Origin of the sequence: Paenibacillus sp. MB22_1 (genome assembly GCF_047200555.1) — a bacterium.
GTDB lineage: Bacteria > Bacillota > Bacilli > Paenibacillales > Paenibacillaceae > Fontibacillus > Fontibacillus phoenicis.
Window position 1 is genome coordinate 1,446,623 of record NZ_JBLADV010000002.1, and the last position, 22,454, is coordinate 1,469,076.

The 22,454-nt window shown below is 53.6% G+C and carries 18 protein-coding genes; 11 read left to right on the plus strand and 7 right to left on the minus strand.

What is annotated here, in order from left to right; genetic code table 11:
- Positions 1-147: 147 nt before the first annotated feature.
- Together ACL02P_RS18580 and ACL02P_RS18585 are read right to left on the minus strand one after the other, a co-directional pair.
- Positions 148-978: a hypothetical protein gene (locus ACL02P_RS18580; protein ID WP_009226805.1), complete on the minus strand. Its 831-nt coding sequence runs from the start codon at positions 976-978 to the stop codon at positions 148-150.
- A gap of 34 nt (positions 979-1,012) precedes the next feature.
- Positions 1,013-3,013: a M1 family metallopeptidase gene (locus ACL02P_RS18585; RefSeq protein WP_260071159.1), complete on the minus strand. Its 2,001-nt coding sequence runs from the start codon at positions 3,011-3,013 to the stop codon at positions 1,013-1,015.
- A 191-nt stretch (positions 3,014-3,204) separates the two neighbouring features.
- Here ACL02P_RS18585 and ACL02P_RS18590 point away from each other — a divergent pair, with 191 nt between their 5' ends.
- The gene (locus ACL02P_RS18590; RefSeq protein ID WP_009226807.1) at positions 3,205-3,717 is read left to right on the plus strand and encodes a YwhD family protein; all 513 of its coding nucleotides are present in this window, start codon (positions 3,205-3,207) and stop codon (positions 3,715-3,717) included.
- Positions 3,718-3,794: 77 nt separating this feature from the next.
- Here the strand turns inward: ACL02P_RS18590 and ACL02P_RS18595 are convergent, their stop codons facing one another.
- From ACL02P_RS18595 to ACL02P_RS18610, 4 genes are all read right to left on the minus strand, one after another.
- Positions 3,795-6,137, minus strand: coding sequence for a heavy metal translocating P-type ATPase (locus tag ACL02P_RS18595; protein ID WP_412838263.1), 2,343 nt, complete (start codon positions 6,135-6,137; stop codon positions 3,795-3,797).
- Positions 6,134-6,508, minus strand: coding sequence for an ArsR/SmtB family transcription factor (locus tag ACL02P_RS18600; protein ID WP_260071157.1), 375 nt, complete (start codon positions 6,506-6,508; stop codon positions 6,134-6,136). Before ACL02P_RS18600 ends, ACL02P_RS18595 begins: the two co-directional genes overlap by 4 nt.
- A gap of 457 nt (positions 6,509-6,965) precedes the next feature.
- Positions 6,966-7,664 (minus strand): DNA-3-methyladenine glycosylase, encoded by a 699-nt coding sequence (locus ACL02P_RS18605; protein ID WP_009226811.1) that lies wholly within the window; start codon positions 7,662-7,664, stop codon positions 6,966-6,968.
- A gap of 91 nt (positions 7,665-7,755) precedes the next feature.
- Complete coding sequence (locus ACL02P_RS18610; RefSeq protein WP_412837841.1) at positions 7,756-9,831, minus strand: transglycosylase domain-containing protein; 2,076 nt, start codon at positions 9,829-9,831, stop codon at positions 7,756-7,758.
- A 214-nt stretch (positions 9,832-10,045) separates the two neighbouring features.
- Between ACL02P_RS18610 and speE the strand changes: the two genes are divergently transcribed.
- The 4 genes from speE to argS all read left to right on the plus strand — a co-directional run bounded on the left by speE (position 10,046) and on the right by argS (position 14,203).
- Positions 10,046-10,873 (plus strand): polyamine aminopropyltransferase, encoded by an 828-nt coding sequence (gene speE / locus ACL02P_RS18615; RefSeq protein WP_412837842.1) that lies wholly within the window; start codon positions 10,046-10,048, stop codon positions 10,871-10,873.
- Positions 10,874-11,007: 134 nt separating this feature from the next.
- The gene (locus tag ACL02P_RS18620; protein WP_412837843.1) at positions 11,008-11,949 is read left to right on the plus strand and encodes a hypothetical protein; all 942 of its coding nucleotides are present in this window, start codon (positions 11,008-11,010) and stop codon (positions 11,947-11,949) included.
- Between the two features lie 154 nt (positions 11,950-12,103).
- Positions 12,104-12,523: a DUF1934 domain-containing protein gene (locus ACL02P_RS18625; protein WP_009226815.1), complete on the plus strand. Its 420-nt coding sequence runs from the start codon at positions 12,104-12,106 to the stop codon at positions 12,521-12,523.
- Complete coding sequence (argS, locus tag ACL02P_RS18630) at positions 12,524-14,203, plus strand: arginine--tRNA ligase (protein WP_323078472.1); 1,680 nt, start codon at positions 12,524-12,526, stop codon at positions 14,201-14,203.
- Positions 14,204-14,511: 308 nt separating this feature from the next.
- Here the strand turns inward: argS and ACL02P_RS18635 are convergent, their stop codons facing one another.
- A complete protein-coding gene (locus ACL02P_RS18635) occupies positions 14,512-15,663 on the minus strand; it encodes a S8 family peptidase (RefSeq protein ID WP_412837844.1) in 1,152 nt (383 codons plus the stop codon).
- A 425-nt stretch (positions 15,664-16,088) separates the two neighbouring features.
- On the opposite strand from ACL02P_RS18635, the gene rpoE reads away from it, so the two are divergent.
- From rpoE to ACL02P_RS18665, 6 genes are all read left to right on the plus strand, one after another.
- Positions 16,089-16,658 carry a DNA-directed RNA polymerase subunit delta gene (gene rpoE / locus ACL02P_RS18640; protein ID WP_260071150.1) on the plus strand — a complete coding sequence of 190 codons (570 nt, stop codon included), beginning with the start codon at positions 16,089-16,091 and terminating at the stop codon, positions 16,656-16,658.
- 332 nt (positions 16,659-16,990) lie between these two features.
- Positions 16,991-18,592, plus strand: coding sequence for a CTP synthase (locus ACL02P_RS18645; protein ID WP_009226819.1), 1,602 nt, complete (start codon positions 16,991-16,993; stop codon positions 18,590-18,592).
- A 130-nt stretch (positions 18,593-18,722) separates the two neighbouring features.
- A complete protein-coding gene (locus ACL02P_RS18650; RefSeq protein WP_036626312.1) occupies positions 18,723-19,127 on the plus strand; it encodes a response regulator in 405 nt (134 codons plus the stop codon).
- A gap of 164 nt (positions 19,128-19,291) precedes the next feature.
- Positions 19,292-19,954, plus strand: coding sequence for a hypothetical protein (locus tag ACL02P_RS18655; RefSeq protein ID WP_412837845.1), 663 nt, complete (start codon positions 19,292-19,294; stop codon positions 19,952-19,954).
- 177 nt (positions 19,955-20,131) lie between these two features.
- Positions 20,132-20,986 (plus strand): class II fructose-1,6-bisphosphate aldolase, encoded by an 855-nt coding sequence (gene fba, locus ACL02P_RS18660; RefSeq protein ID WP_009226822.1) that lies wholly within the window; start codon positions 20,132-20,134, stop codon positions 20,984-20,986.
- A 199-nt stretch (positions 20,987-21,185) separates the two neighbouring features.
- Complete coding sequence (locus ACL02P_RS18665; protein ID WP_009226823.1) at positions 21,186-22,442, plus strand: UDP-N-acetylglucosamine 1-carboxyvinyltransferase; 1,257 nt, start codon at positions 21,186-21,188, stop codon at positions 22,440-22,442.
- Positions 22,443-22,454: the final 12 nt, after the last annotated feature.

The window sequence follows — 22,454 nt, forward strand, 5'->3', positions numbered from 1 at the left end:
CTGAAATTGCGTTGCTGTTATTGTAACAAAGTCAGGTATCTTTTGGCAATGCCTAATTCACAAGATTAAGAGGGGAAATAGGACTGAAGGCCTTCGCCAAACGGCGAAGGCCTTGTTGTTACGGGGTTTTTGAGGAGTTAAAAAATTTTAACTTTTTTGTGCCTTTGACTGCCAAAGATGAAATTGAGAGGCGATCTTCCAGACCTTAAACGTGCAGCGGAAGAGGGGATAAGCCTGCTGCAGGATCAGGGCCAGCATCCCCGTCCAAACCCAAGATGCGGTTCCGAACAGAAGGAAGAGGATCAGGCCAAAAGCCCCGAGAATCAACGAGATGGAGATGCCCTGCAAGAGGGTTCGGAAGCAAACCAGCAGGGAATTCCAAACCCCGGCCTTAAACAGGTAGCCGAACTGGACAAATAACAGGCACTGCCGGATGAACCAGCCGTAGATGAACCAGCCAAGAATCAGCCCAAGCCCGGTGAGCCAGGTTGCCATCGGGATTTCCATACCGGTGAGTCCAGGCCAGAGCGACAGCAGCCTCGGTACAATCCAGAAGGCGGGCAGCAAGGTAAGCACGAGCTCCATCGCGTAAAACAGAATCACCGGTTTGCCAAATTCCTTCATCCCTCGGAACAGGGGGAACCCCGGGCTGCGGTGATCGGCCGGTGTGAAGCCGTAGAAGATTCCGGCTTGGATCAACGGAGTCAAGATCATGCGCAGGACGACCATCCCTGCCAGCAGCCAGCAATACAGCCGAACCTCGGGATTGCTCCATAAATTCATTTGTCCCTCAAGCAAGAACAGTAGTTTCGACAGCGCAGTGGGCGGCGGGTCAGGATATCGTTGCAGCAGCGCCATTACCGCGGTATCGACCAACCTGTACAAGAACAATCCCCACAGCAGCTGGTACAGGAACAAGATGATGACCGAGGGAAATTGGCTTTTCAGGGCAGTCCACCCCAAACGAACGAAACTCATTTCTTTCCCTCCTTATAGAAGTATGGACCTAGGTTTACCACAGAAGTCCCCCAAGGATCGCTTCAAGCAGCTTGGTGACGCTCATATTGGAGCGGGACAGCGTGGTTTCAGGGACTTCCGCTTTCAGATAGTTGTTGATGTGAAGGTTCTCCACCGTTAAGGTGTAATCCGGATCGATCTGAACCCATGCCAGCGGTGCTTTATATTGCATCTTGATCTCGAGGCGAGTATCTTCCCCGTTCCATTGCTTGCGTACGGTGTGACCATCGGTGAAGGTAAACAGCAGCGGAACCTTCGGGTGGGTTGCCCCTTTGCGGGTAAAGACTACGTTCGACTCGTAAATCCGGCCGCCTTCTTGGCTGATCGGAGTGATCTGAATTTTTTCCACTGCAAAATCCGCCATTTTCCCGTCATAGACGTATTGCTGAAAATACTCTTTCCAGCTGCGGCTGGTCACTTGCTCAACCACCCGTTGGAAGTCGGCGGTCGTTGGGTGCTTAAACCGGTACTGCTGGCTGTACGTGCTCAGAATCCGCTTCATCGTCTTGCTGCCGACCTGCCGCTCGATATCAAACAGGATTAACTTGCCTCGGTAGTACGCATTCTTGGCATAACCGTCCCCGGAGCCGTATTTCCAGGCGTTCTGGGTCAAGGAAGCCGGCGAGGTAATCATGGCGGACTGGATCGGCAAATTCGGGGTGATTCCGAACTCCTGCTCCATGAGCTTATCCTCTGCATAAGAGGCAAAAGCTTCATCCAGCCAAGCTTCCTCGAATTCATTGTTGGCGATCATCCCGTAGAAGAACTGATGGGCGATTTCATGGATGACCGTGCGCTCCAGATCGTCGTATCCGGGGGAATCGCTGACGGCTCCAAACGCGGTGACCAAGGTTGGATATTCCATACCTCCCGCACCGTTTGCGTTCGCCGGTGGAACCACAACGGACAGCGTGGAATACGGGTATCGTCCATACCACTTACTGTAGTTCGCCAGAGCTACCTTGGCGGCATAGAAGTAACGTTCCTTCAGATCCTTATGTGCAGGATCGAGATACAGCTTGATCCGCACGCCGGGAACTTCGGCAGAGGAGAACGGCTCTTCTACATAGATGAAGTTCGGCGAAGCCGCCCAAGCGAAATCGTGGACGTCGTCGGCGTAGAATTGCAAGGTTTTCCGTCCGTCCTTCAAGACCGCCTTTTTGGTCTGAAAACCGGTGGCTGCCACGGTGTACGTTTCGGGCACGTTGATCTTTACGCTATAAATCCCAAAGTCGGAGTAAAATTCCGAGTTCCCGTGATACTGATGGAGGTTCCAGCCTTCGGACGTCCGCCCCCGGGTACCCACCGGCTCGTACACGCTAATCTTAGGAAACCATTGCCCTGCCATGACGAAATCGTCGGCCACGCCCATGCGGGCAAAAATCTTCGGCAGCTTGACGGTAAATTTCATCCGCAGCGTCAGGCTTTCGCCGCCCTGGACCGGCACGGGCAGCCGCACCTTGGCTAAAGTTTTATCCTTCGTATTGCCGTCGTCAGGCTGAACGTACTGAATCCGATGCAGCAAGGAGATGCCGTCGGTCGTTTTCAGCTCGGTGATCTCCATGGATCCCCAGCCGTCTTTGGGCATGACGTCGTTCCGCAGTTTTCCGCCCGATTCCTTCATAAAAGTCGTATCCTCGGAAGCAAACGCGTTAGGATATAAGTGCAAGTACACCTCGTTGATCGTTTTCTTGCCGGGATGGGTCCAGGTCAGCGTCTCCGAGCCGGTTAACGTACCTTCCTGCTCGTTCAGCGTGACGTCGATGTGGTATTCGGCGACCCGATTGCTGAGCACTTCGGCGGTCGGTTGCTGAATGGTTTCAGTTTGCGGCGGTGCAGGGGTTTGTCCGGTTTTTTGGACCGCTTTAGGCCCCGCCTTGGCCGGTACGAACGAAGCCAGCGAATCCCCCCCTCCCCGCAGGGTCACCCAGGCGGCTCCGAGGGTGAGGCACAAGGCAAGGATGGAAATGCCGTAGACAATAGTACGTCGGGTCATACAATGGATACCTCCCGTTGACAAGCATCTACAGCATGTATATGTTTGCATTTGGAAGATTATTAGTTAAAATTGAGAGGTAGTTAAAAAGCCATTTTTTGAACTTGGATTGAAATGTAAGGATAACTATATAAGCCGCTTTTGTTTAATGGGAACGGAGGCGGCAGGCACGCAGGAATATGGAGGGAATTATGGATCAGACACCGAAATCGGGTAAAAAGATTTTTGCCCTCAACATTATCAGTAATGATGAGAAGAGCAAACATAAAGGCTTTGGCGCGGGTTCCATCGATTTGAACAGCATGTCCCCGGTCATCATCGACGGCGATGAGGTGTACATTGACATCGGAGCCATGCACGCCAAAAGCAAGGTGGAGAAAGGCATCAAATTTTCGACCAACCGTGAGGACGTTCCGAATGGCCGCCAGGTCTGGATCGTTTGGGTTGCGGTAGACCGCGGGCCGGAAGGCCAGTTCTACGGTGGAATGACGGCTTGCGAGATGTTGATTGATACTGAAGCGCGCCGAGGCTGGAAAATTCTTGCTGACCATGTCAACAAAATGGATTATGCGTTAAAACGCAGAGTGATTTTGGACGGGTTGAGCAAAGAGCAGAAGGCCGGGTTGAAGCAGCTGCTGATCGAGACCAACGCGGAATGGTGGGACCGCTCGCCGGAAGAGCTGAAGGCGGCATTGGACGCGTAAACTGAATAGACGAGGCAAAAGAGAAGCGCCCCTATCCGGTTGGATCCCGGAGGGGCGCTTTGATTTGCAAATGGATGCTAGCGATAGGGGATGACCTGAACCTTCGGCGAATCCGCTGTTTGCGGGTCCTTGCCCAGTAAAATCGTCAGTCCAAACAGCGTCACGAGGATGGTCGCCCCCATATCGGACATGACGGCCACCCACAGCGTGAGCCAGCCGGGGATCGTCAGCAGCAGGGCCATCAGCTTAAGCGCAAGGGAGAGGCCGATATTCCAGGTGACGATCCGGCCGGCCCGCCGGGCGATGCGGATGGCGCGGGGGAGATGGCCAAGATGATCCTGCATCAGCACGATGTCGGCGGTCTCTACGGCGCTGTCCGTGCCTTGGCCCATGGCGATCCCGAGGTCGGCTGCGGCCAAGGCCGGAGCGTCGTTGATCCCGTCGCCGACCATCGCTACCGTCCCGCGGCCGGCCAGCGCCTGGATGTGCGCGACCTTCTGCTCCGGCAGCAGGCCGGCATGCCATTCGCTGACACCGCTGCGGTCAGCGATCGCTTGGGCTGCTGCGGCGTGGTCGCCCGTCAGCATGACGGTGCGGGCGACTCCGGCGCGGTGCAAGGCGCGGACGACGTCCGGGGCTTCCGGACGGAGTTCATCAGCGAGGCCGAACAGGCCCAACACGCGCGTGGATTCCGCGGCGAGCACCACGGTGAGGCCCTCCGCCTTCAGGCGCGCGAGGTCTTCGGTAACGCGCGCCCGCTCCTCGCCGCCGAGGGAGAGCTGCGCGAGCAGCGCTTCGCTGCCGACGAAGCAGCGAACGCCATCGACCTCGGCGCTCACGCCAACGCCGGGCAAGGTCACGAGCCCGGCGGGCTGCGCCCAGCCGTTGCCGCGCTGGGCGCCATCGGCGCGAGCTCCGTGAGCGTTGCTGCATTGCCCGCTGCTCGATGTTTCGCAGCGGCAGGCCACGTCGCCGCGATCGTCACTGTTGCCGCCGGCGCGGGCGGCAACGTAGCGCACCACCGCAGCGGCCAGCGGGTGCAGGGAGCCGCGCTCCAGAGCGGCGGCTACCGAGTAAAACCGCTGCGGCACATACGTGATCTCGCGCTGCACCTCCGGTTGCCCCTTCGTCAGGGTGCCGGTCTTATCGAACGCGATCGCGTCCAACTTCCCGAGCTGCTCCAGATGCACGCCGCCCTTGACGAGCACGCCGAGCCGCGCACATCGGGTCATCCCGCTGACCAACGCGATCGGCGAGGATAGCACAAGGGCGCAAGGGCAGCCAACGATCAGGATGGCTAAGCCTTCATAGATCCATTTCATCCACGGCTGCCCGAACAGCAGCGGCGGAGCCAGCACCACAAGCGCCGCCAGAATCATGATGGCCGGCGTATACCACTTGGCGAACCGATCAATAAACAGTTCGGTTGGCGTCTTCTTATCCTGCGCCTCCTGCACAAGATGCATGATTTTGGCCAGGGATGAGTCTTCGTATGGTTTATCGATCCGGACTTGAAGCAGACCTTCGGAATTGATGCTGCCGCCGAATACCGGCATTCCGGGCTGTTTCGTGACCGGAATCGATTCGCCGGTAATGGCTGCTTCGTTGACGGCGCTCGTCCCTTCCAGGACCGTACCGTCCGAAGGGATCTTTTCCCCGGCTCGGACGAGAACGATATCGTTTGCTTTCAGCCGCGCGATCGGGACGATCGATTCCCGTCCATCCTGAACCACGATCGCTTCCTTTGGAGCGGCATCCAGCAGCGCTGACAGCGAGCGGCGGGCGCGGCTCATGCCATAGCCCTCCAGCAGCTCGTTCAGACCAAACAATATCGCGACCAGCGTCGCCTCTTTCCATTCCCCGATGATCACCGCACCGGTTAAGGCTACGGTCATGAGCGTATCCATGTTGAATTTCAATCGGAGCAGGTTACGCAAACCGCGCAGGAACGTGGTGTACCCGCTGAGAACAATGGCAGCCAGGTAACATGCAATCTGTACGGCATTTGGCATGTCGAGCACAAACGTCCCCCCGTAGATCACGGCGGAAATCACCAGCAGCCATAGTCCCAGGCGGCTTTCATGTTCTTGCGGTTCACTGTTGTTTCCAGGTTCTGTGGCCTTCTGGGAGACTGCTTCCGAGGCAGCCGCAGCCGCCGTTCCGTCAGCGGAGCTGGGACCCGGTAAGACTAAGGTTGCTCCGTCCCTTTTCAAAATCCGCTCCACCTGCTTCAAATCCACAGCGGGATCGATGAGCAGGCGCCCGCTATTATATAGAAGAGAGGCATCCTTCCCGTGATCCAGGCGCTGGATTTCCTCCTGCATCTCCCTGGCACAATTCGCGCAGGACAACCCTTGAACACGATACTCTATGCGACGGTTCTCACCGGGCGTTTGATTTTTTTCCACAGTCGGATTCATTCGTTCATCCGCTCCTTCTGATGCTCCAGCGTCATGGCCACCAGCGTCTGAATATGATGGTCGCTTAACGAATAGTAGACGTTCTTGCCTTCTTTGCGCGATTTGGCGATATGGAGTGCCTTCAGCTGGCGCAGGTGATGGGAAGCCGTCGCCACGGAGACGTCGAGTAAATCGGCGATATCGCAGACGCATAGCTCCTGGTGCTGCAAATAATAAGCGATCTTCACCCGGTTCGGATCGGATAATGCCTTAAAAATCTGGACCATTCCGTTCACGTCCCGCTCCTCCAGACTATCCCGGAGCCCGTTCATGCGGGTGGTTTCGGTGCAGGTCTGCTCGCACACATCTGCGCTCTCTACCGAATCGGCCATGGATCGTCGACCTCCTTTATTCAAATCAACGTTTGAATGATATAGTTTAAGTATAAGCGATCTTATAGAATATTCAAAGATTCTTTTGAATGTTACGGCAACGAGTTAAGGGGCTTTTCTGCCCCTATATGGTTCTTTTCGCGCCTCTTTACGGGATTATCCCTTTTGTTCAGAAGGGGATCGGGGAAGGAGAGCTCAGAAGGTAACCTTCTGAGGGGACCTTCTAAAGAGACCTTGTAATTGAGCGGAGTGAGCGGACTTTAAAATAGGAACGAGTGCGGACCTATATCAATCGATCCCAAAGTGAGGAGGGCTGCATCGTGAGTGAGGCGGACTATATTAAGGCGATCGCTGACTTCATCGAAGCGAACATCCGGGCATCGCAAACAAGCAGCCAAACAGCTTCGTCTCTTCCTGATGCAACGGGATAATGGTCAAAAAGGATCGGACGGACGACCTAGGTGTCGGTAGCGATAGCGTCTCCTGACCAAACCTCGGCCTGCTTGTCGATGACCGACACATAGGGGTTGCCGTGAAAATAAAACCGCCACGGCTTCGCCGCATACTCCTCCGCATACGCGATGCCGATGCGTGGCGCCTGGACGATCGCCTCACCGGCTCCCGATCCCTCCGACATCGACCCGCCTTCGAGCCAAAGCGGTCCGCCGGGCTGATCGAGCGGCAAGCCGTTCAGCGCTTTGCTGATGTCCAGCGCGCGGCACAGCTTGCCGGGACCGCCCGATAGGTCCGCCGGCTTGCGGGCGGCCGTACCGCGATAGCGGCGCATCGCCGCTTCATCTGCCGGGGACAAGGGCTCGACGGCACGGATCAGCACGGCTTGCGGGTCACCCTCCGTGCCAGTTACGACGTTCAGGCAGTTATACATGCCGTAAATCAGATAGACGTAGGCCGTTCCGCCGGGGCCAAACATGATGTCCGTCCGCGCTGTACGTCGTCCTCCGTAGGCATGACTGCCTTTGTCATGAATGCCGCCGTAGCTTTCCGTCTCCACAATGCGGCAGCGAATGTCGCCTTCTTCCGTACGGCGGACAAGCGTCTGTCCGAGCAGACGGGGGGCGGCCTCAAGGGCCGTCAATCGATAAAAAGCCGGGGGCAACGGCGCCCCCGGTTTGATTAGTTTCAAGATAGGGTCCATCGATAAGGAAGTCTCCTTGAACATTTTTTAACTATGGATTGCTTCCTTATATCGTAAAAACTTTTTCATGCGTTGTCCAACTCCTGCCGCGCTAATCCATCCACCAGCGCTTCAGATCTTCCCACCAGGAGTGACTTTCTTTCTTCTGCTCCTCGGCTGGAGGCGGCACCGGCTCGGCTTCGCCTTCCCCGTGCGCAGTGCAGTACTCCGTTGGCTCCGTTCCCTCAATGAACACTTCCAGCTTCTTGTCCGGGCAATCCTTCGTGGCGAGCAGACCCGTTTCCGGATCGATGTATACGCTGACCACCCCGTCAGGGATTGGGAAGATCTTCGGAGGTACTTTTTCCAACGCTTTCTCCGTGTATTTGGCGAAGATCGGCGCGGCTTTGCGCGACTCCGTGGTGCCAAGCGTCTTGCCCTTGTCATAGCCGACCCAAACGGCCGTCGACAGCTCCGGCGTAAAGCCGACGAGCCAGGCGTCCGTGCTGGTCGTCCCGGTTTTGCCGGCGACCGGCCGTTTGATTTCGTTGGAGACGCGGTTGCCCGTACCTCCGGTTTCAAACACGCTCTCCATCAAACGCGTCAGCACGTAGGCGGCGGAAGCCTCCACGACCTGCTCGCTTTTGGCCGGTTTGGCCTCGTATAACACGCGCCCGCTGGCATCGGTAATCTTCAGCACCGCCACCGGTTTGACGCTGCGGCCCTGGTTGCTGATCACCGCAAACGCCGTGGCCATTTCGAACGGGCTGACCGGCGACGTGCCCAGTGCAAGAGAAGGGACGGCTTGCAGCGGGCTGGTGATGCCCATTTTCCGCCCCATTTCGATGACCTGCTCGGCCCCCACCGTCAAAATCGTATTGACCGCATAGATATTGTCTGAAGCTGCAATCGCTTGCCGCATATCGATTTCGCCCAGATATTTGTCGCCGAAGTTTTTCGGACTGTACGTTTTGCGGTTGTCGTCATAATGGAACAGTGTCGGTTGACTGCTAAATTTGCTGGCACTGGTCATTTTTCTCGAAGAGAGTGCTGTGAGATACATAATGGGCTTAAAGCTGGAGCCGGGCTGCCGCGTTGTGGCGAAGACATGGTTGTATTGACTTTTCTTGTAATTGACGCCGCCAACCATCGCTTTGATGTAGCCGTTGCGTGGATCGATGGAGATGAGAGCGGCCTCCAGATCCGGCGAGTTTGCCAGCTCCGAAGCCACCGCCGCTTCCGCTGCCTGCTGGGCATCCGGATCCAGCGTCGTGTAGATGTTCAGCCCGCCATGCTCAAGCAGCGTCTCGTCGAAGCCAAGCTCGCCGACCACCACATTGCGAATATAATCGCGGAAATAAGGAGCTTTATCGGTGGGACTTGGCTGCTTCGGCGATTGGAAGTTCAGGATGGCTTCATAAGCCTCATCGGCTTCCTGCTGTGTGATCCCACCCGTGGCGACCATCGCCGACAGCACGGTACGCTGGCGATCCTTGGCGTTCTTCATATGATTAAACGGCGAATAATAGGTGGGGCCTTTCGGGACCCCGGCTAACATCGCGCTTTCGGCCAGGCTCAGATCCTTAGCTGGTTTTCCGAAATACATCTGGGCCGCGGCTTCAATTCCATACGCGCCGTGTCCGTAATAAATTTCGTTGAGGTACATGCGCAAAATGTCGTCTTTGGAGTATTTCATCTCCAACTGAGCGGTGTACATCGCTTCCTTGATTTTCCGTGACCAGGTCCGTTCATGCGATAGATACAAATTCCGCGCCAGTTGCTGGGTTAAGGTGCTCGCTCCTTGGACAGTGCCCATTTCCTTGAGATTCACCAGGGCTGCCCGGGCCATCCCTTTCAAATCAAAGCCAAAATGGTTGTAAAACTGCCGGTCTTCGGTCGCTAGCGTCGCTTTGATCAGCCAAGGTGAGATGTCTTGCAGATCCACGCTTTCCCGGTTCTTCCCGCCATCGGAAAACACCGCGATCGTCTCTCCCCGGCTGTTGATTAGCTGCGAGTTCCGGTCCGATCCGGCGAGGGGCAGCTCGGCTTGGGACAAGTAGAGGAGCAGGATGCCGACAGCGCATAGGCCAAGTAAACCCGTGCCGACCATCAGCTTGAACAGCAGAAGCCACGGACGGCGAGGTTTACGTTTATGATGATGTCGATCACTGCGAACGAGTTTCTGCACGAGGGGACTCTCCTTTCCGATCCTATAGCAAATCCGTGCTGCGAACGTCTAAAGTTTAGTATGGGAAAGTTTGGGAGAGATCATTCACGCCAGAAGCCGTGCCTGCGCTGTTATTTCGAGAGATGTGTTATTATTTTTTCGTTTGGTACAATATAGGAAATGATGTTTGAGCTGACAATCGCGAATCATGATCATAGGAAAGAAGGTTGATAGCATGGAATTATGGTTTACGGAGAAGCAAACCCCGGTTTTTGGGATCACGGCAAAAATACGCGAAACGCTGGTTACGGAAAAAACGGAGTATCAGGACTTGGCGATGTTAGATACGGAGGAATTTGGCCGGATGCTCGTCTTGGACGGCATGGTTATGACAACCATCAAGGATGAATTCGTATATCACGAAATGATGGCGCATCCGGCGTTGTTCACCCATCCGAATCCGAAGCGGGTGCTCGTCGTTGGCGGCGGGGACGGCGGGGTCATTCGCGAGGTGATCAAGCATCCTGAAGTGGAGCAGGCCGTGTTGGTCGAGATTGACGGCAAGGTCATTGAATATTCCAAGAAATATTTGCCGGAAATTGCCGGGGGGCTGGACAATCCGCGGGTGGACGTACAGGTCGCTGACGGCTACATGCATATTATTGAAAGCAAAAATCAATACGACGTCATCATGGTCGATTCTACCGAACCGGTGGGGCCGGCGGCGCCTTTGTTCGAGCGTGGATTTTATCAAGGCATCTATGAAGCGTTAAAAGACGATGGCATCTTCGTAGCCCAGACCGATAACCCTTGGTTCAAAGCGGATTTGATCCAAAAGGTGAACAAAGACGTCAAAGAGATCTTCCCGATCGTTCGCGTATACGGCGCCAACATTCCGACATACCCAAGCGGGCTGTGGACGTTCACGATGGGCAGCAAGGTTTATGATCCATTGCAGGTGGACGAGACGAAGATCCCCGAGCTGGACACCAAATATTATACGCCGCGCCTCCACAAGGCCGCATTTGTGCTTCCTAAATTCGTTGAAGACCTTGTAAAGTAAAATACGTCGTTCGGACTATAAATGGCCTGTTTAAAGTGTGATAGTATGATTTATATCACTACTTTCACATGGGACAAGGCGGGATTCTTATCAGAAGGAATAACCCGGCCCGAAGCATGCTTGCGGGCCTGACGATGATTATTGTGGTTATGGTGGCGGGCTGGCTCTTTTACGGTCGCCCTGATGCACCTTCCGGCGGTTCAACGGAAACGCCGGTGCAAGCTCCGACGGCGGTTACAGGAGAAGCTTCAGACGTTGCGAACAACGACATTGCCGCTGATTCGCCGTATTTGTTGGACCATCTTCCCTTTAAGGAAGAGGAGGTCCTCGCGATTACTGCCGGGGGAAACGGCAAGAACGCCCGTATTCCTGCGGAACGGCAATTCGTCTTGTTGGAATCGCTGCGTTATACAGATATGAAGAGTGCGCTTGCGGATCCGATGCCGGCGGCTTCCCGGAAGCCGATTGTTCTGCAGTTTAAGCTGGCGGACACGCACTATGAGCTGACCTATGATTTAACCAGCAATGCTTTTGAGTATCAAGGGAAATATTACTACGCTGACGACCGGGTGCTGCTGTTGATGCAAGGGCTGTTCCGCGAGCGGGAGGAGTTGGCTTCGTTGGACGCACTGCTGGAGCAAGCAAGGGTTGAGCAAGAGAAGGAAACCTCGGTTGATCCGGATGCGGCTCCTGCCGCTCCGCTGGACGGGGAGGCCGCGCAGGTCGATGGGCTCGACTTCGACGGCTGGGAGCAGCGATTGGCCGAGTCTCCGCCTGAGGAGATCGTTTGGGCCAAGCCTTTCTATGACGACGGCACTGGCCAGGTGAAAGAAGCCCGTTTATTTAAGGACGGGGTGTTGGAGTTGAATCGGATGATCGTTTTTACCCGGCCGGATCACCAGTGCGCGGCCGGCGTGAAGACGGGGATCAGCACGGATGACGTTACGAAGAAGCTAGGGACGAAGGCGCTGAAGCTGGAGAGCCGCTGGAGCTATAAAGTCGGGGATTATTTCCGGTTTCATGTATATTTTATGGATGGCAAAGTTAAATACCTCGCATTAAGTCAACCTTTGTAGGCCACATCAGGCCTTGACGGGAGAGAAGGAGCCGCTGCAGCAACGGCTCCTTTTTTTGCCTAAAGGGGGCGTTGTACCGCATATGTATTGAATTGCCGGGGCGAACTGGCTATAGTAGTACAGTAAGGATCGATGTCGGAAGGAGTTTTGACCTATGCCGGAGACCAAGCCGGTAAGCCTTGTGCTGACGAGCCGACAGGGAACGGAAGAAACGGTGCAGCACCTGCGGGGAGATATTATCCGCCGGAGCGACACCTTATACATCCGCTATGAAGAACCAGATCCGGGGCCGGATGGTGCCAAGACGCGCACGATGATTAAACTATCTGGCAACGAGCTGAAAATCATACGCCACGGAGGCGTAGAGGCCGAGCAAACCTTCCGCAGCGGCAGCCGGATACCAGGGTTTTACCGCTCGCCCTTTACCCGGTTTAACCTGTCTACCGACACCGTAAAGCTGGAATCCCGATGGGACGGGGCGGTTGGTCAGGTGATCTGGGAATACGATTTATACGTGTTTGAGGAACTATCAGGACGTTTTGAACTCAGTCTATATATACAGGAGGACGTTTAAATGCCACACAATCCGTTGGAACAAATGAACCAGGCACTGAAGGAAGCGATCCTGGATGCGATCGTATCCGCTGGTCTGGCGCAGCGGGAGGAAATTCCGGCGATCGTCTTAGAAGTGCCGAAGGATAAGGCGCACGGTGATTTCGCGACCAATGCGGCGATGCAGCTGTCGCGGATCGCGAAGAAGAATCCGCGCCAAATCGCGGAAGAGATTCTCGGGCAGCTGGACTATGGGAAGGCTGGGATTGAGAAGGCGGAGGTTGCTGGTCCCGGGTTTATCAATTTTACGTTAAGCAAGAGTTATTTGTATCCGATTCTGCTGCAGGTATACCGCGAGGGTGAGAACTACGGCCGCACGACATTAGGGAATGGAAAAAAAGTGCAGGTCGAATTCGTCAGCGCCAACCCGACTGGCAGTTTGCACCTCGGACATGCCCGCGGCGCGGCGGTAGGCGATGCGTTGTGCAACGTGCTGGATTTCGCCGGTTATGACGTAACGCGCGAATACTATATCAATGACGCTGGGAACCAGATCGTCAATCTGATCAAATCCATTGAGGCCCGCTACCGCCAGGAGCTTGGACAAGACGTAGAGATGCCGGAAGACGGATACCATGGCGAAGACATCAAAGGGTTCGCCAAAGAGCTCGTCGCCGAACAGGGGGACAAGCTGCTGGGGATGCCGGAAGAAGAACGGACGGCGTTCCTGCGCAAATTCGGACTGGAGAAGGAGCTGTCCAAAATTCAGCGCGACCTGGAACGCTTCCGGGTTCGCTTCGACGTTTGGTTTAGCGAAACGTCCCTGTATCAGGATGGCCAAGTAGAAGCATCGCTGTCCGAGCTGCGCGAAAAGGGGCAGACGTATGAGCAAGACGGAGCAACCTGGTTGAAGACGACGGCTTACGGAGATGACAAGGACCGCGTATTGGTGAAAAATGACGGGACCTATACTTATTTGACGCCGGACATCGCTTACCACCGCAATAAATATGACCGCGGCTTTGACCGGATCATCAATATCTGGGGAGCTGACCACCACGGCTATATTCCTCGGGTGAAGGCAGCAATGCAGGCGATCGGTAAAGATCCGGAGAAGCTGACCGTATTGATTGCACAAATGGTCAGCCTGTTCCAAGACGGCGAGAAGGTGAAAATGTCCAAACGGACCGGTAAAGCGGTCACTATGGTGGATTTGATGGATGAGGTTGGGGTAGACCCGATTCGTTACTTCTTCACGATGCGCAGCATGGATTCGCATCTGGATTTCGATATGGACCTGGCGATTTCCACCTCGAACGAAAACCCGGTTTACTACGTGCAATATGCACATGCCCGGATTTGCAGCATCTTCCGCCAGGCGGAGGAGCAAGGCATCCAGATTCCGGCGGCAGAGAACGTAAATCTCAGCAAGCTGACGGCTGAGCATGAATACGATCTGCTGCGGAAGCTCGGCGAGCTGCCAGAAGAAATTAACGTGGCCGCTGAGAACTATGCGCCGCACCGACTGGTCCGCTATGTCTATGAACTGGCGGCGCTGTTCCACAGCTATTACCGGGCGGAGCGCGTAATTACAGAAGACGCAGAACAAGCGGCGGCACGGCTGGTGCTGCTCGGAGGGGTGCGCACGGTACTTGCCAACGTGCTTCGTTTGATCGGCGTGTCCGCGCCAGAAAAGATGTAATTAACGGAAGCTGTTGCGCGAGTTATATCTAGTTGGGAGGCTCTTTGCATGATTATCCCGCCTAATCAGACGCTAATGCTCTTTGAATCCTCCATGATTCCGATGGATCAGATGAAGGCTTGATGCGGATATCAACCGTAGACGACTGACCAAAAGGGATAATCGTGCAAAAGGTGCTCCAAAGAGACCTATACCGCTTATAAAAAGATTCAGTGTGCCTGCTTCGTGTTGAACTGCTGTATCCCAGCACAGCACGGAGCAGGCACATTGCGATTAGATAAGTCCGCAAAGGCAGCAGGCGGCGGGCGTTAGCTTCTGCTGCGCCCCGATTTGGTGCGCAGCAGGCGTACCGCGCTCAGTTCGCCGGCGCCTCCGCCTTTGGCTCTGGCCGCTGTGCTGGCTAGCGGCTTAGCGGTACGGCGCAGCCGGCGCTTGACCTCGCTTGGCTTCATGTCCGGCTTCATGGCCAGCAGCAAGGCCACGGTACCGCTCACATGGGAAGTTGCCATGGAGGTGCCGCTCATTTCGCGGTAACCTCCGCCCAGCCAGGCGGAGCTGATTTTTTCACCGGGGGCATAAATATCGATATTCGGACCGTAGTTGCTGAAGGAGGCGATTTTGCCGTCCTTGCCGGTTGCACCTACAGAGATCGTTTGCGGGTAGCGGGCCGGGTAATCGCAGCCGCGGCCCTTTTTGTCGTTCCCCGAGGACGCGACAACGACGATGCCTGCGTTATAGGCTTTGCGGATAATATTTTGCAGTGAGGCACTGTTGCTCTTCATGCCAAAGCTCATATTTACGATGTGCATCCGGTTGCGTACGCACCAGTCGATGCCCAAAATGATGTCAGAAACGAAGGCGGAGCCATTATGATCAAACGCCTTCACCGGAAAAATCAAAGAACGCGGGGCCACGCCCATCATCCCTTGAGATCCGCCGGAGGCCGCGATGGTTCCGGCGATATGCGTGCCGTGTCCGTTATCGTCGTATGGTAAGCTGATCCGATTCAAGAGATTAATCCCCCGGGCCAAAGAATGGCGAAGATCCGGATGGTTGAAATCGGCTCCCGTATCAATCACGCCGATACGGACCCTGTAGCCTGTGGATACGGACCAGGTTTCCGGGGCGCCGATTCGCCGTACCCCCCAAGGGATGGATGGAGTTTGCCCCTTGTTGGCCGGGGCTGGGCTATGGACGCTGACGAGGCTGTCTTCTTCGACCCACAGGCCGAAGCGGGAGCGGGCCACTTCCCCGCGTAAACCGAGGGGACAGGTCAGCGCCTGCAGCAGCGAGGATGTGCGGATGTGCCGCAACGCGGGATGCTGGCGCTTGTGCTTAAGCAATTGGCGGACGCATTCGGCGAATTCGGCCGGGTGCGCAAAGCGGATAATGATGCGACCGCTTTTTCCGGAGGCGTCGACATGATCGTTCAAAAACCTGAGGAATCCGGAGTAGTCCATGTATGAGTAGCCCCTCCTACGAAGCGTGTTGCAGTATAGTATGACGTTCCTTTTTTCATTGAATGGGGAAGCGGCCCTGTTTTGATGGAAATGGGCCCGGATTGCTGCTTTTCGCGCGAATCCGGCGTGTCAAAGTGCAAATCTGGACATAGGATGAAGGGAAGGCCTTGCGGCTTTCGCCAACCCAAGAGAGGGCAAGGCCTTCTTTTGGGGAAGGATACAGTCAAGGAGCGGGGGACTAGGGGTTCTCCGCTCCTTCCCTTTTTCCGGCGGGGCTTTGGTGTGTTTTTAAAACTTGCAATTTGGTGCCAAATAGGTTTTACTATTGTGTGATATGGATATGTTAGTGAAAGAAACCGGCTCTAACGATAAGGTTTCATCATTGCTTTATAGTGAACTTTTGCGTGAGAGGAAGTGTCCGTAACGTGAGTACCCCGCTGAATTTGAAAATCGACCCGGAGAAAATCCAGGAAATTCCTATGGTCGACTTGGCCTTTATGATCTTGAAGGCGGCAAATACGCCGTATTACTACCGTGACTTGATGAATGAGGTCGCCAAGCTTCGCGGCATGACCGAGGAGCAAATTAACGAGGCGATTGCGCAGCTTTATACGGAGATCAACATTGATGGTCGGTTTGCCTGCGTTGGCACCAACCTGTGGGGCCTGAAACGCTGGTATCCGATCGAGCGGTCGGAGGATCCGGTTGGCAACTCCAAGCGTCCGCGCATCATTAACGATGATGACGACGATCTGGAAGACGACGATTTTGTGGAAGAGGACGATACATACGTATCCGACGACGAAGAGGATTACGATGTGCTCGACGGGGATTCCGAAGACGAGTTGTTCCCGGATGATGACGATGACGACGTGGAAGATGTTGATGACGATGAGTTGCTTCCTGACGAGGAACTTGAAGACGAAGACGACCTTGTCGAAGAGGACGAAGATCTGGACACCGATGCGGATTTCGACGACAGCGACGAGGATTAATCGGCCTCGGGGCAGGGGCCTCGCGATTTCCTTATAAAGGACGGCAAAGGCCGTCCTTTTTCATGCCTTATTTTGTTCATAGATGCGCTCCGCCTTGACTTGACACGGACTAGGGTAACGGGTAAACTATTGCATGGGCTTATGATTCAAACCTATATAAAATGTGAATTTATTAAAAAGTGCCCCGACCAATTCGGGTGTCACTTTTTATTTTTTTATGCCTTTTTGGCTATGTTTTACCGGATAATAGGTTACGCTAATGATCTAAGTTACCTGAATTTCTGGGATCCGATTGGTTTGTGAACACGTACTACTTTAGGAGGTTTTTGGCTGTGGCAAAATACATTTTCGTGACAGGCGGGGTCGTATCCTCACTGGGGAAGGGCATTACGGCGGCTTCGCTGGGAAGGCTGTTGAAGAACAGGGGATTAAAGGTAACGATCCAGAAATTCGATCCTTATATTAACGTCGATCCGGGCACGATGAGCCCGTATCAGCACGGGGAAGTGTTCGTCACGGACGATGGCGCCGAGACTGACTTGGATCTGGGCCATTATGAACGTTTTATCGATATCAATCTTTCTAAGAACAGCAATGTGACGACAGGGAAAATCTATTCCTCCGTTATCGGCAAAGAACGCCGGGGCGAGTATCTGGGCGGTACGGTTCAGGTCATCCCGCACATTACGAACGAAATTAAAGAGCGTGTCTTCCGCGCCGGGCGGGAAGCGGGATCTGACGTTGTAATCACCGAGATCGGGGGAACCGTCGGTGACATCGAGAGCTTGCCGTTCCTGGAAGCGATTCGTCAAATCAAAAGCGACATCGGACGCGAGAACGTGATGTATATTCACGTGACGCTCATTCCATATATCAAAGCGGCTGGCGAAGTTAAAACCAAGCCAACGCAACACAGCGTCAAGGAGCTGCGCAGCATCGGGATTCAGCCGAACGTGATCGTCTGCCGTACGGAGCATGAGCTGTCGGACGATATCAAAGCGAAAATCGCACAGTTCTGCGATGTAGATCCAAGCGCGGTAGTGGAGTGCCGGGATGCCAACACGCTGTACGAAGTACCGCTGAACCTGCGCGATGAAGGGCTGGACGAAATCGTCGTTAACCATCTGAAGTTGACGACGCCGGCTCCGGATATGCGCGAGTGGGAAGGCCTCGTTGACCGGATCAACAAGCTGGAGAAGACGGTGGAAATCGCCATCGTCGGGAAATATGTAGCGCTGCATGACGCCTATCTCAGTGTGGTGGAGTCGTTGTCTCACGCTGGTTTTGATGCGAATGCGGATGTGAAGATTCGCTGGGTAAATGCAGAAGAAGTAACGGACGAGAACGTGGATGAGCTGCTGCAAGGCGTCGGCGGGATTCTTGTCCCGGGCGGTTTCGGCGATCGCGGCATCGAAGGCAAAATTACGACGATCAAATATGCCCGTGAGAAACGGATTCCGTTCTTCGGTATCTGCTTGGGGATGCAGGTCGCAGTGATCGAATACGCTCGTTCGCTTGCCGGACTTCAAGGCGCGAACAGCTCGGAGATCAACCCTGCCACCGAGTATCCGGTGATCGACCTGCTGCCGGAGCAGAAGGATATCGAGGATCTGGGCGGTACGATGAGACTTGGGTTGTACCCTTGTAAGCTGGCACCAGGATCGCTTGCGATGCAATGTTATAACGACGAATTGATCTACGAGCGCCATCGCCACCGGTATGAGTTCAACAATGCGTACCGTGAGACGTTGGAGCGCGTTGGCCTGCGCATTTCCGGGACATCACCGGACGGACGCCTGGTGGAAATCGTCGAGCTTCCGGATCATCCTTGGTTCCTGGCGGTGCAGTTCCATCCGGAATTTACCTCCCGTCCGAACCGTCCGCAGCCGTTGTTCCGCGAGTTCGTGAAAGCTTCGATCGCACACTTGTCCTAAGCAAATTGACCGCAAGTCCCAATCTCAAGGCACCTGTAATTTTGGGGCACTGATTTTTTAAGGCTCTTTTTTCCAGTGGAGAAGGGTTTTGCAAATCGGGAGCGAAGTATTTACTTATGACCAGGATTACATGGTGGACTTGTGGGAGGGCTTTTCGGTGGAAGAGAAGAAAGTATTAATTGTCGATGATCAGAACGGTATCCGCATTTTATTGATGGAAGTGTTTAGCAGCGAAGGGTATAAAACGTTTCAGGCAGCCAACGGTAAGATGGCATTGGAAATCGTCCGCAGCGACTCGCCGGATTTAGTGCTTCTCGACATGAAAATCCCGGGCATGGACGGTTTGGAAATCCTTAAGCATATCAAGGAGGTCAATCCAGAGATCAAGGTCATCATGATGACCGCTTACGGCGAGCTCGACATGATCAAGGAAGCGACGGACCTTGGGGCTCTGATGCATTTTACGAAACCCTTTGACATTGATGAAATGCGCGCAGCAGTTAACTTGCAGCTTAAAAGCGGAAATGTACTTTAAATCAAAAGATATTCTGGATAATAAACCTCCTGAGGATTACGGTGTGCTTTCCAATCGGATCTTGGGGGGTTCTTTTTTATTTTCAGGTACGGAAAAGCACACAACCATATATTAAATTGGGGTCAACCATATTACTCGGGTTATTATTCTTAGGTGCAGCCGCTTTGTTCAGTAATAAAGATGGATCGGTGAGCGCCCAGAGCCAAGTAATTGAGGCGGCTGACAAATCAACTTCTGGAAAAGTCGAATATATTAAAGTTTCAACTTCAGCAGAAGATTATACGGTTCATGTTCGTGATAAAATTAAATTGGTGGAAGTAAGTGAAACATATCTTAATGGACAGCTTCAAAATAAAATTATTGTTTCTGAAGGTGGAAAAAGAGTTACTTCTATTGGGAGAGATCATGAAACAGGTAAACTCGTGGGAACCACATGGTTACTGCCCAAAAATATTGCTGCGGAAAATGAACGGATTCTAAAAATTTCATTGTTAGAAAAACAAAAGGAAGAACTGAAGTTGAAAAAATGGAATATGACACAAACTTTGAAGGAAGCTGGGAGATCTTTGCAACAGGTAACATCGGAACAGACCGATCAAAAAGAGATTGTTTATATCGATGGGCTAACAGGATTGCCTGTAAAAAGAGAAATTTATCTTAAGGACGCTCAGGGGGAATGGAAGAAAGATACCGAGAAAATAGAGGAATATAAGTATTTTGAGTCATTACCGTTTCAGTTTTTAAGCATAGAGAATGTTGGAATATTTCTTAAAACGATAACGGAAATACTCTTTTGCGTTCATTTTTCTGACTATTCCTATAATTAGTATCAAATTTACAGTTGCGGGTTTTGCGGTGAAGGTATTTTCGTAAGTACAACACAAGGCGTTCACAAATGAAAGGAAAGCATGAATAGTATTTTTGCAAGGTTGTGGTATAATAAAAAAGTGTGTGAATGTCGGCTAAAAAGATAATATCCCACATCCTTAGGAGGATTGAAACCCATGCCATTAGTATCGATGACTGACATGTTGAACAAGGCCCTTGCCGGCAAATATGCCGTAGGCCAGTACAACATCAATAACCTGGAATGGACACAAGCCATTCTGGCTGCAGCAGAAGAAGAGAAATCCCCGGTGATTCTGGGTGTTTCCGAAGGCGCTGCCCGTCACATGGGCGGTTTCTACACCGTTGTTAAAATGGTGGAAGGCTTGCTGCATGACATGAAAATCACTGTACCTGTTGCGATTCACCTCGACCATGGTTCGAGCTTTGATAAATGTAAAGAAGCGATTGACGCTGGCTTTACTTCCGTTATGATCGACGGCTCCCATCATCCAATTGATGAGAACATTGCCATGACGAAGAAAGTTGTTGAATACGCACATGCCAAAGGCGTTTCCGTTGAAGCTGAAGTAGGTACTGTCGGCGGTCAAGAAGATGACGTTGTTGGCGGTATTCAATACGCTAAACTGGACGAGTGCGTCCGTATCGTTAACGAAACTGGCATCGATACGCTGGCTCCTGCGTTGGGTTCCGTTCATGGTCCTTACAAAGGTGAACCAAACCTTGGCTTTAAAGAAATGGAAGAAATCCGCGATGCTGTTAAAATTCCGCTCGTTCTTCACGGTGGGACAGGCATTCCGACGCATGATATTGCTAAAGCGATCTCGCTCGGTACTTCCAAAATTAACGTAAATACGGAGAACCAAATTGCGTTCACGAAGGCCGTTCGCGAAGTATTGGCTGCGAAACCTGATGTATACGATCCTCGTAAATACATCGTTCCTGGCCGTGACGCGATCAAAGCCACGGTTGTTGGAAAAATCCGTGAATTCGGCTCCAACAACAAAGCTTAAGGATCAACATCAAGCGTTTGCGCCGTACTCCCGTCTTAGGTGGGTTGCGGCGCAAGCTTTAGGACGGACAAGGGATTGGACCGTTCAGCTGAATAAGGTGACTTGGAGAGCACACCGCCTAGACGGTGTCTTTCCATTTCTGCCGCTAAAAATCATGGGCTTGTGTACCGACGCAAATACGTAGGGGGATCCTGGACTTATGGAGAAATTAATGATTCGTGGCGGACGTCCGCTGCGCGGAAGCGTTTCGATCAGCGGCGCCAAAAACAGCGCGATAGCGTTGATTCCAGCTGCGATCTTGGCAGAATCCGAGGTGGTTCTGGATAACTTGCCGATTTTAAGTGACGTGGCGGTATACTCGGAGATTTTGGAGGAGCTGGGTGCCCGCGTCTTGTGGGAAGGCAATCAAATGCGTATCGATCCCACCCATATTCGTTCCATTCCGATGCCCAACGGGCCGGTAAAGAAGCTGCGGGCTTCCTATTATATGATGGGGGCCTTGTTAGGACGTTTCAAAGAAGCGACCATCGGCTTGCCGGGGGGATGTAACTTTGAACCTCGTCCAATTGATCAGCATATCAAAGGGTTTGAAGCTTTAGGGGCGACCGTGACGAATGAACACGGCGCGATTCACTTGCATGCGAAGGAGCTGCGCGGGGCGAAGGTATACCTGGATGTCAGCAGCGTTGGAGCAACAATTAACATTATGCTGGCGGCCACGAGAGCCAAAGGCGCTACAATTATCGAAAATGCGGCGAAAGAGCCTGAAATTATAGATGTGGCCACTTTGTTAAACTCCATGGGAGCAGTAATTAAAGGGGCCGGTACGGAGACGATCCGAATTGAAGGCGTTACGGAACTGAAAGGCTGCCGCCATTCTATCATTCCCGATCGGATTCAAGCTGGAACTTACATGATTGCTGCTGCGGCAACCCGGGGCGATGTCTTGATCGACGGCGTGATTCCTAAACATTTAGAGGCGTTGACCGCCAAGCTGCTGGAAATGGGCGCTCATGTGGAAGAGATGGACGAAAGCATTCGGGTGATCGGACAACCAGAATACCATCATGTTGATGTCAAGGCATTAGTCTACCCTGGGTTTCCGACAGATATTCAGTCGCCGATGACCAGTTTGTTGACGCAGGCAAAAGGGGTCAGCGTGCTGAGCGATTTTGTCTACAGCAATCGGTTTAAGCACGTGCCGGAGCTGGTTCGGATGGGCGCGAAAATCCGCGTCGAAGGCCGTTCTGCCATTATCGAAGGCGGACCGCTGAATGCGGCGAAGGTGAAAGCGGCTGATTTGCGTGCCGGGGCAGCGCTAGTCGTAGCTGGACTCACGGTGCCGGAGGGCACGACAGAGGTCTTTGGCGTAGAATTGATTGACCGGGGGTATGACCATCTGGTGCCGAACTTACGCGCATTGGGTGCAGATGTTTGGCGGGAGATGGAAGAATAACTTTCCGTTTTT

Bases quoted from the DNA above. Each gene is read 5' to 3' on its own strand.
- ACL02P_RS18580 (WP_009226805.1), bottom strand. From the start codon at position 978: ATGAGTTTCGTTCGTTTGGGGTGGACTGCCCTGAAAAGCCAATTTCCC.
- ACL02P_RS18585 (WP_260071159.1), bottom strand. From the start codon at position 3,013: ATGACCCGACGTACTATTGTCTACGGCATTTCCATCCTTGCCTTGTGC.
- ACL02P_RS18590 (WP_009226807.1), top strand. From the start codon at position 3,205: ATGGATCAGACACCGAAATCGGGTAAAAAGATTTTTGCCCTCAACATT.
- ACL02P_RS18595 (WP_412838263.1), bottom strand. From the start codon at position 6,137: ATGAATCCGACTGTGGAAAAAAATCAAACGCCCGGTGAGAACCGTCGC.
- ACL02P_RS18600 (WP_260071157.1), bottom strand. From the start codon at position 6,508: ATGGCCGATTCGGTAGAGAGCGCAGATGTGTGCGAGCAGACCTGCACC.
- ACL02P_RS18605 (WP_009226811.1), bottom strand. From the start codon at position 7,664: ATGGACCCTATCTTGAAACTAATCAAACCGGGGGCGCCGTTGCCCCCG.
- speE (WP_412837842.1), top strand. From the start codon at position 10,046: ATGGAATTATGGTTTACGGAGAAGCAAACCCCGGTTTTTGGGATCACG.
- ACL02P_RS18620 (WP_412837843.1), top strand. From the start codon at position 11,008: ATGATTATTGTGGTTATGGTGGCGGGCTGGCTCTTTTACGGTCGCCCT.
- ACL02P_RS18625 (WP_009226815.1), top strand. From the start codon at position 12,104: ATGCCGGAGACCAAGCCGGTAAGCCTTGTGCTGACGAGCCGACAGGGA.
- argS (WP_323078472.1), top strand. From the start codon at position 12,524: ATGCCACACAATCCGTTGGAACAAATGAACCAGGCACTGAAGGAAGCG.
- ACL02P_RS18635 (WP_412837844.1), bottom strand. From the start codon at position 15,663: ATGGACTACTCCGGATTCCTCAGGTTTTTGAACGATCATGTCGACGCC.
- ACL02P_RS18650 (WP_036626312.1), top strand. From the start codon at position 18,723: ATGGTGGACTTGTGGGAGGGCTTTTCGGTGGAAGAGAAGAAAGTATTA.
- fba (WP_009226822.1), top strand. From the start codon at position 20,132: ATGCCATTAGTATCGATGACTGACATGTTGAACAAGGCCCTTGCCGGC.
- ACL02P_RS18665 (WP_009226823.1), top strand. From the start codon at position 21,186: ATGGAGAAATTAATGATTCGTGGCGGACGTCCGCTGCGCGGAAGCGTT.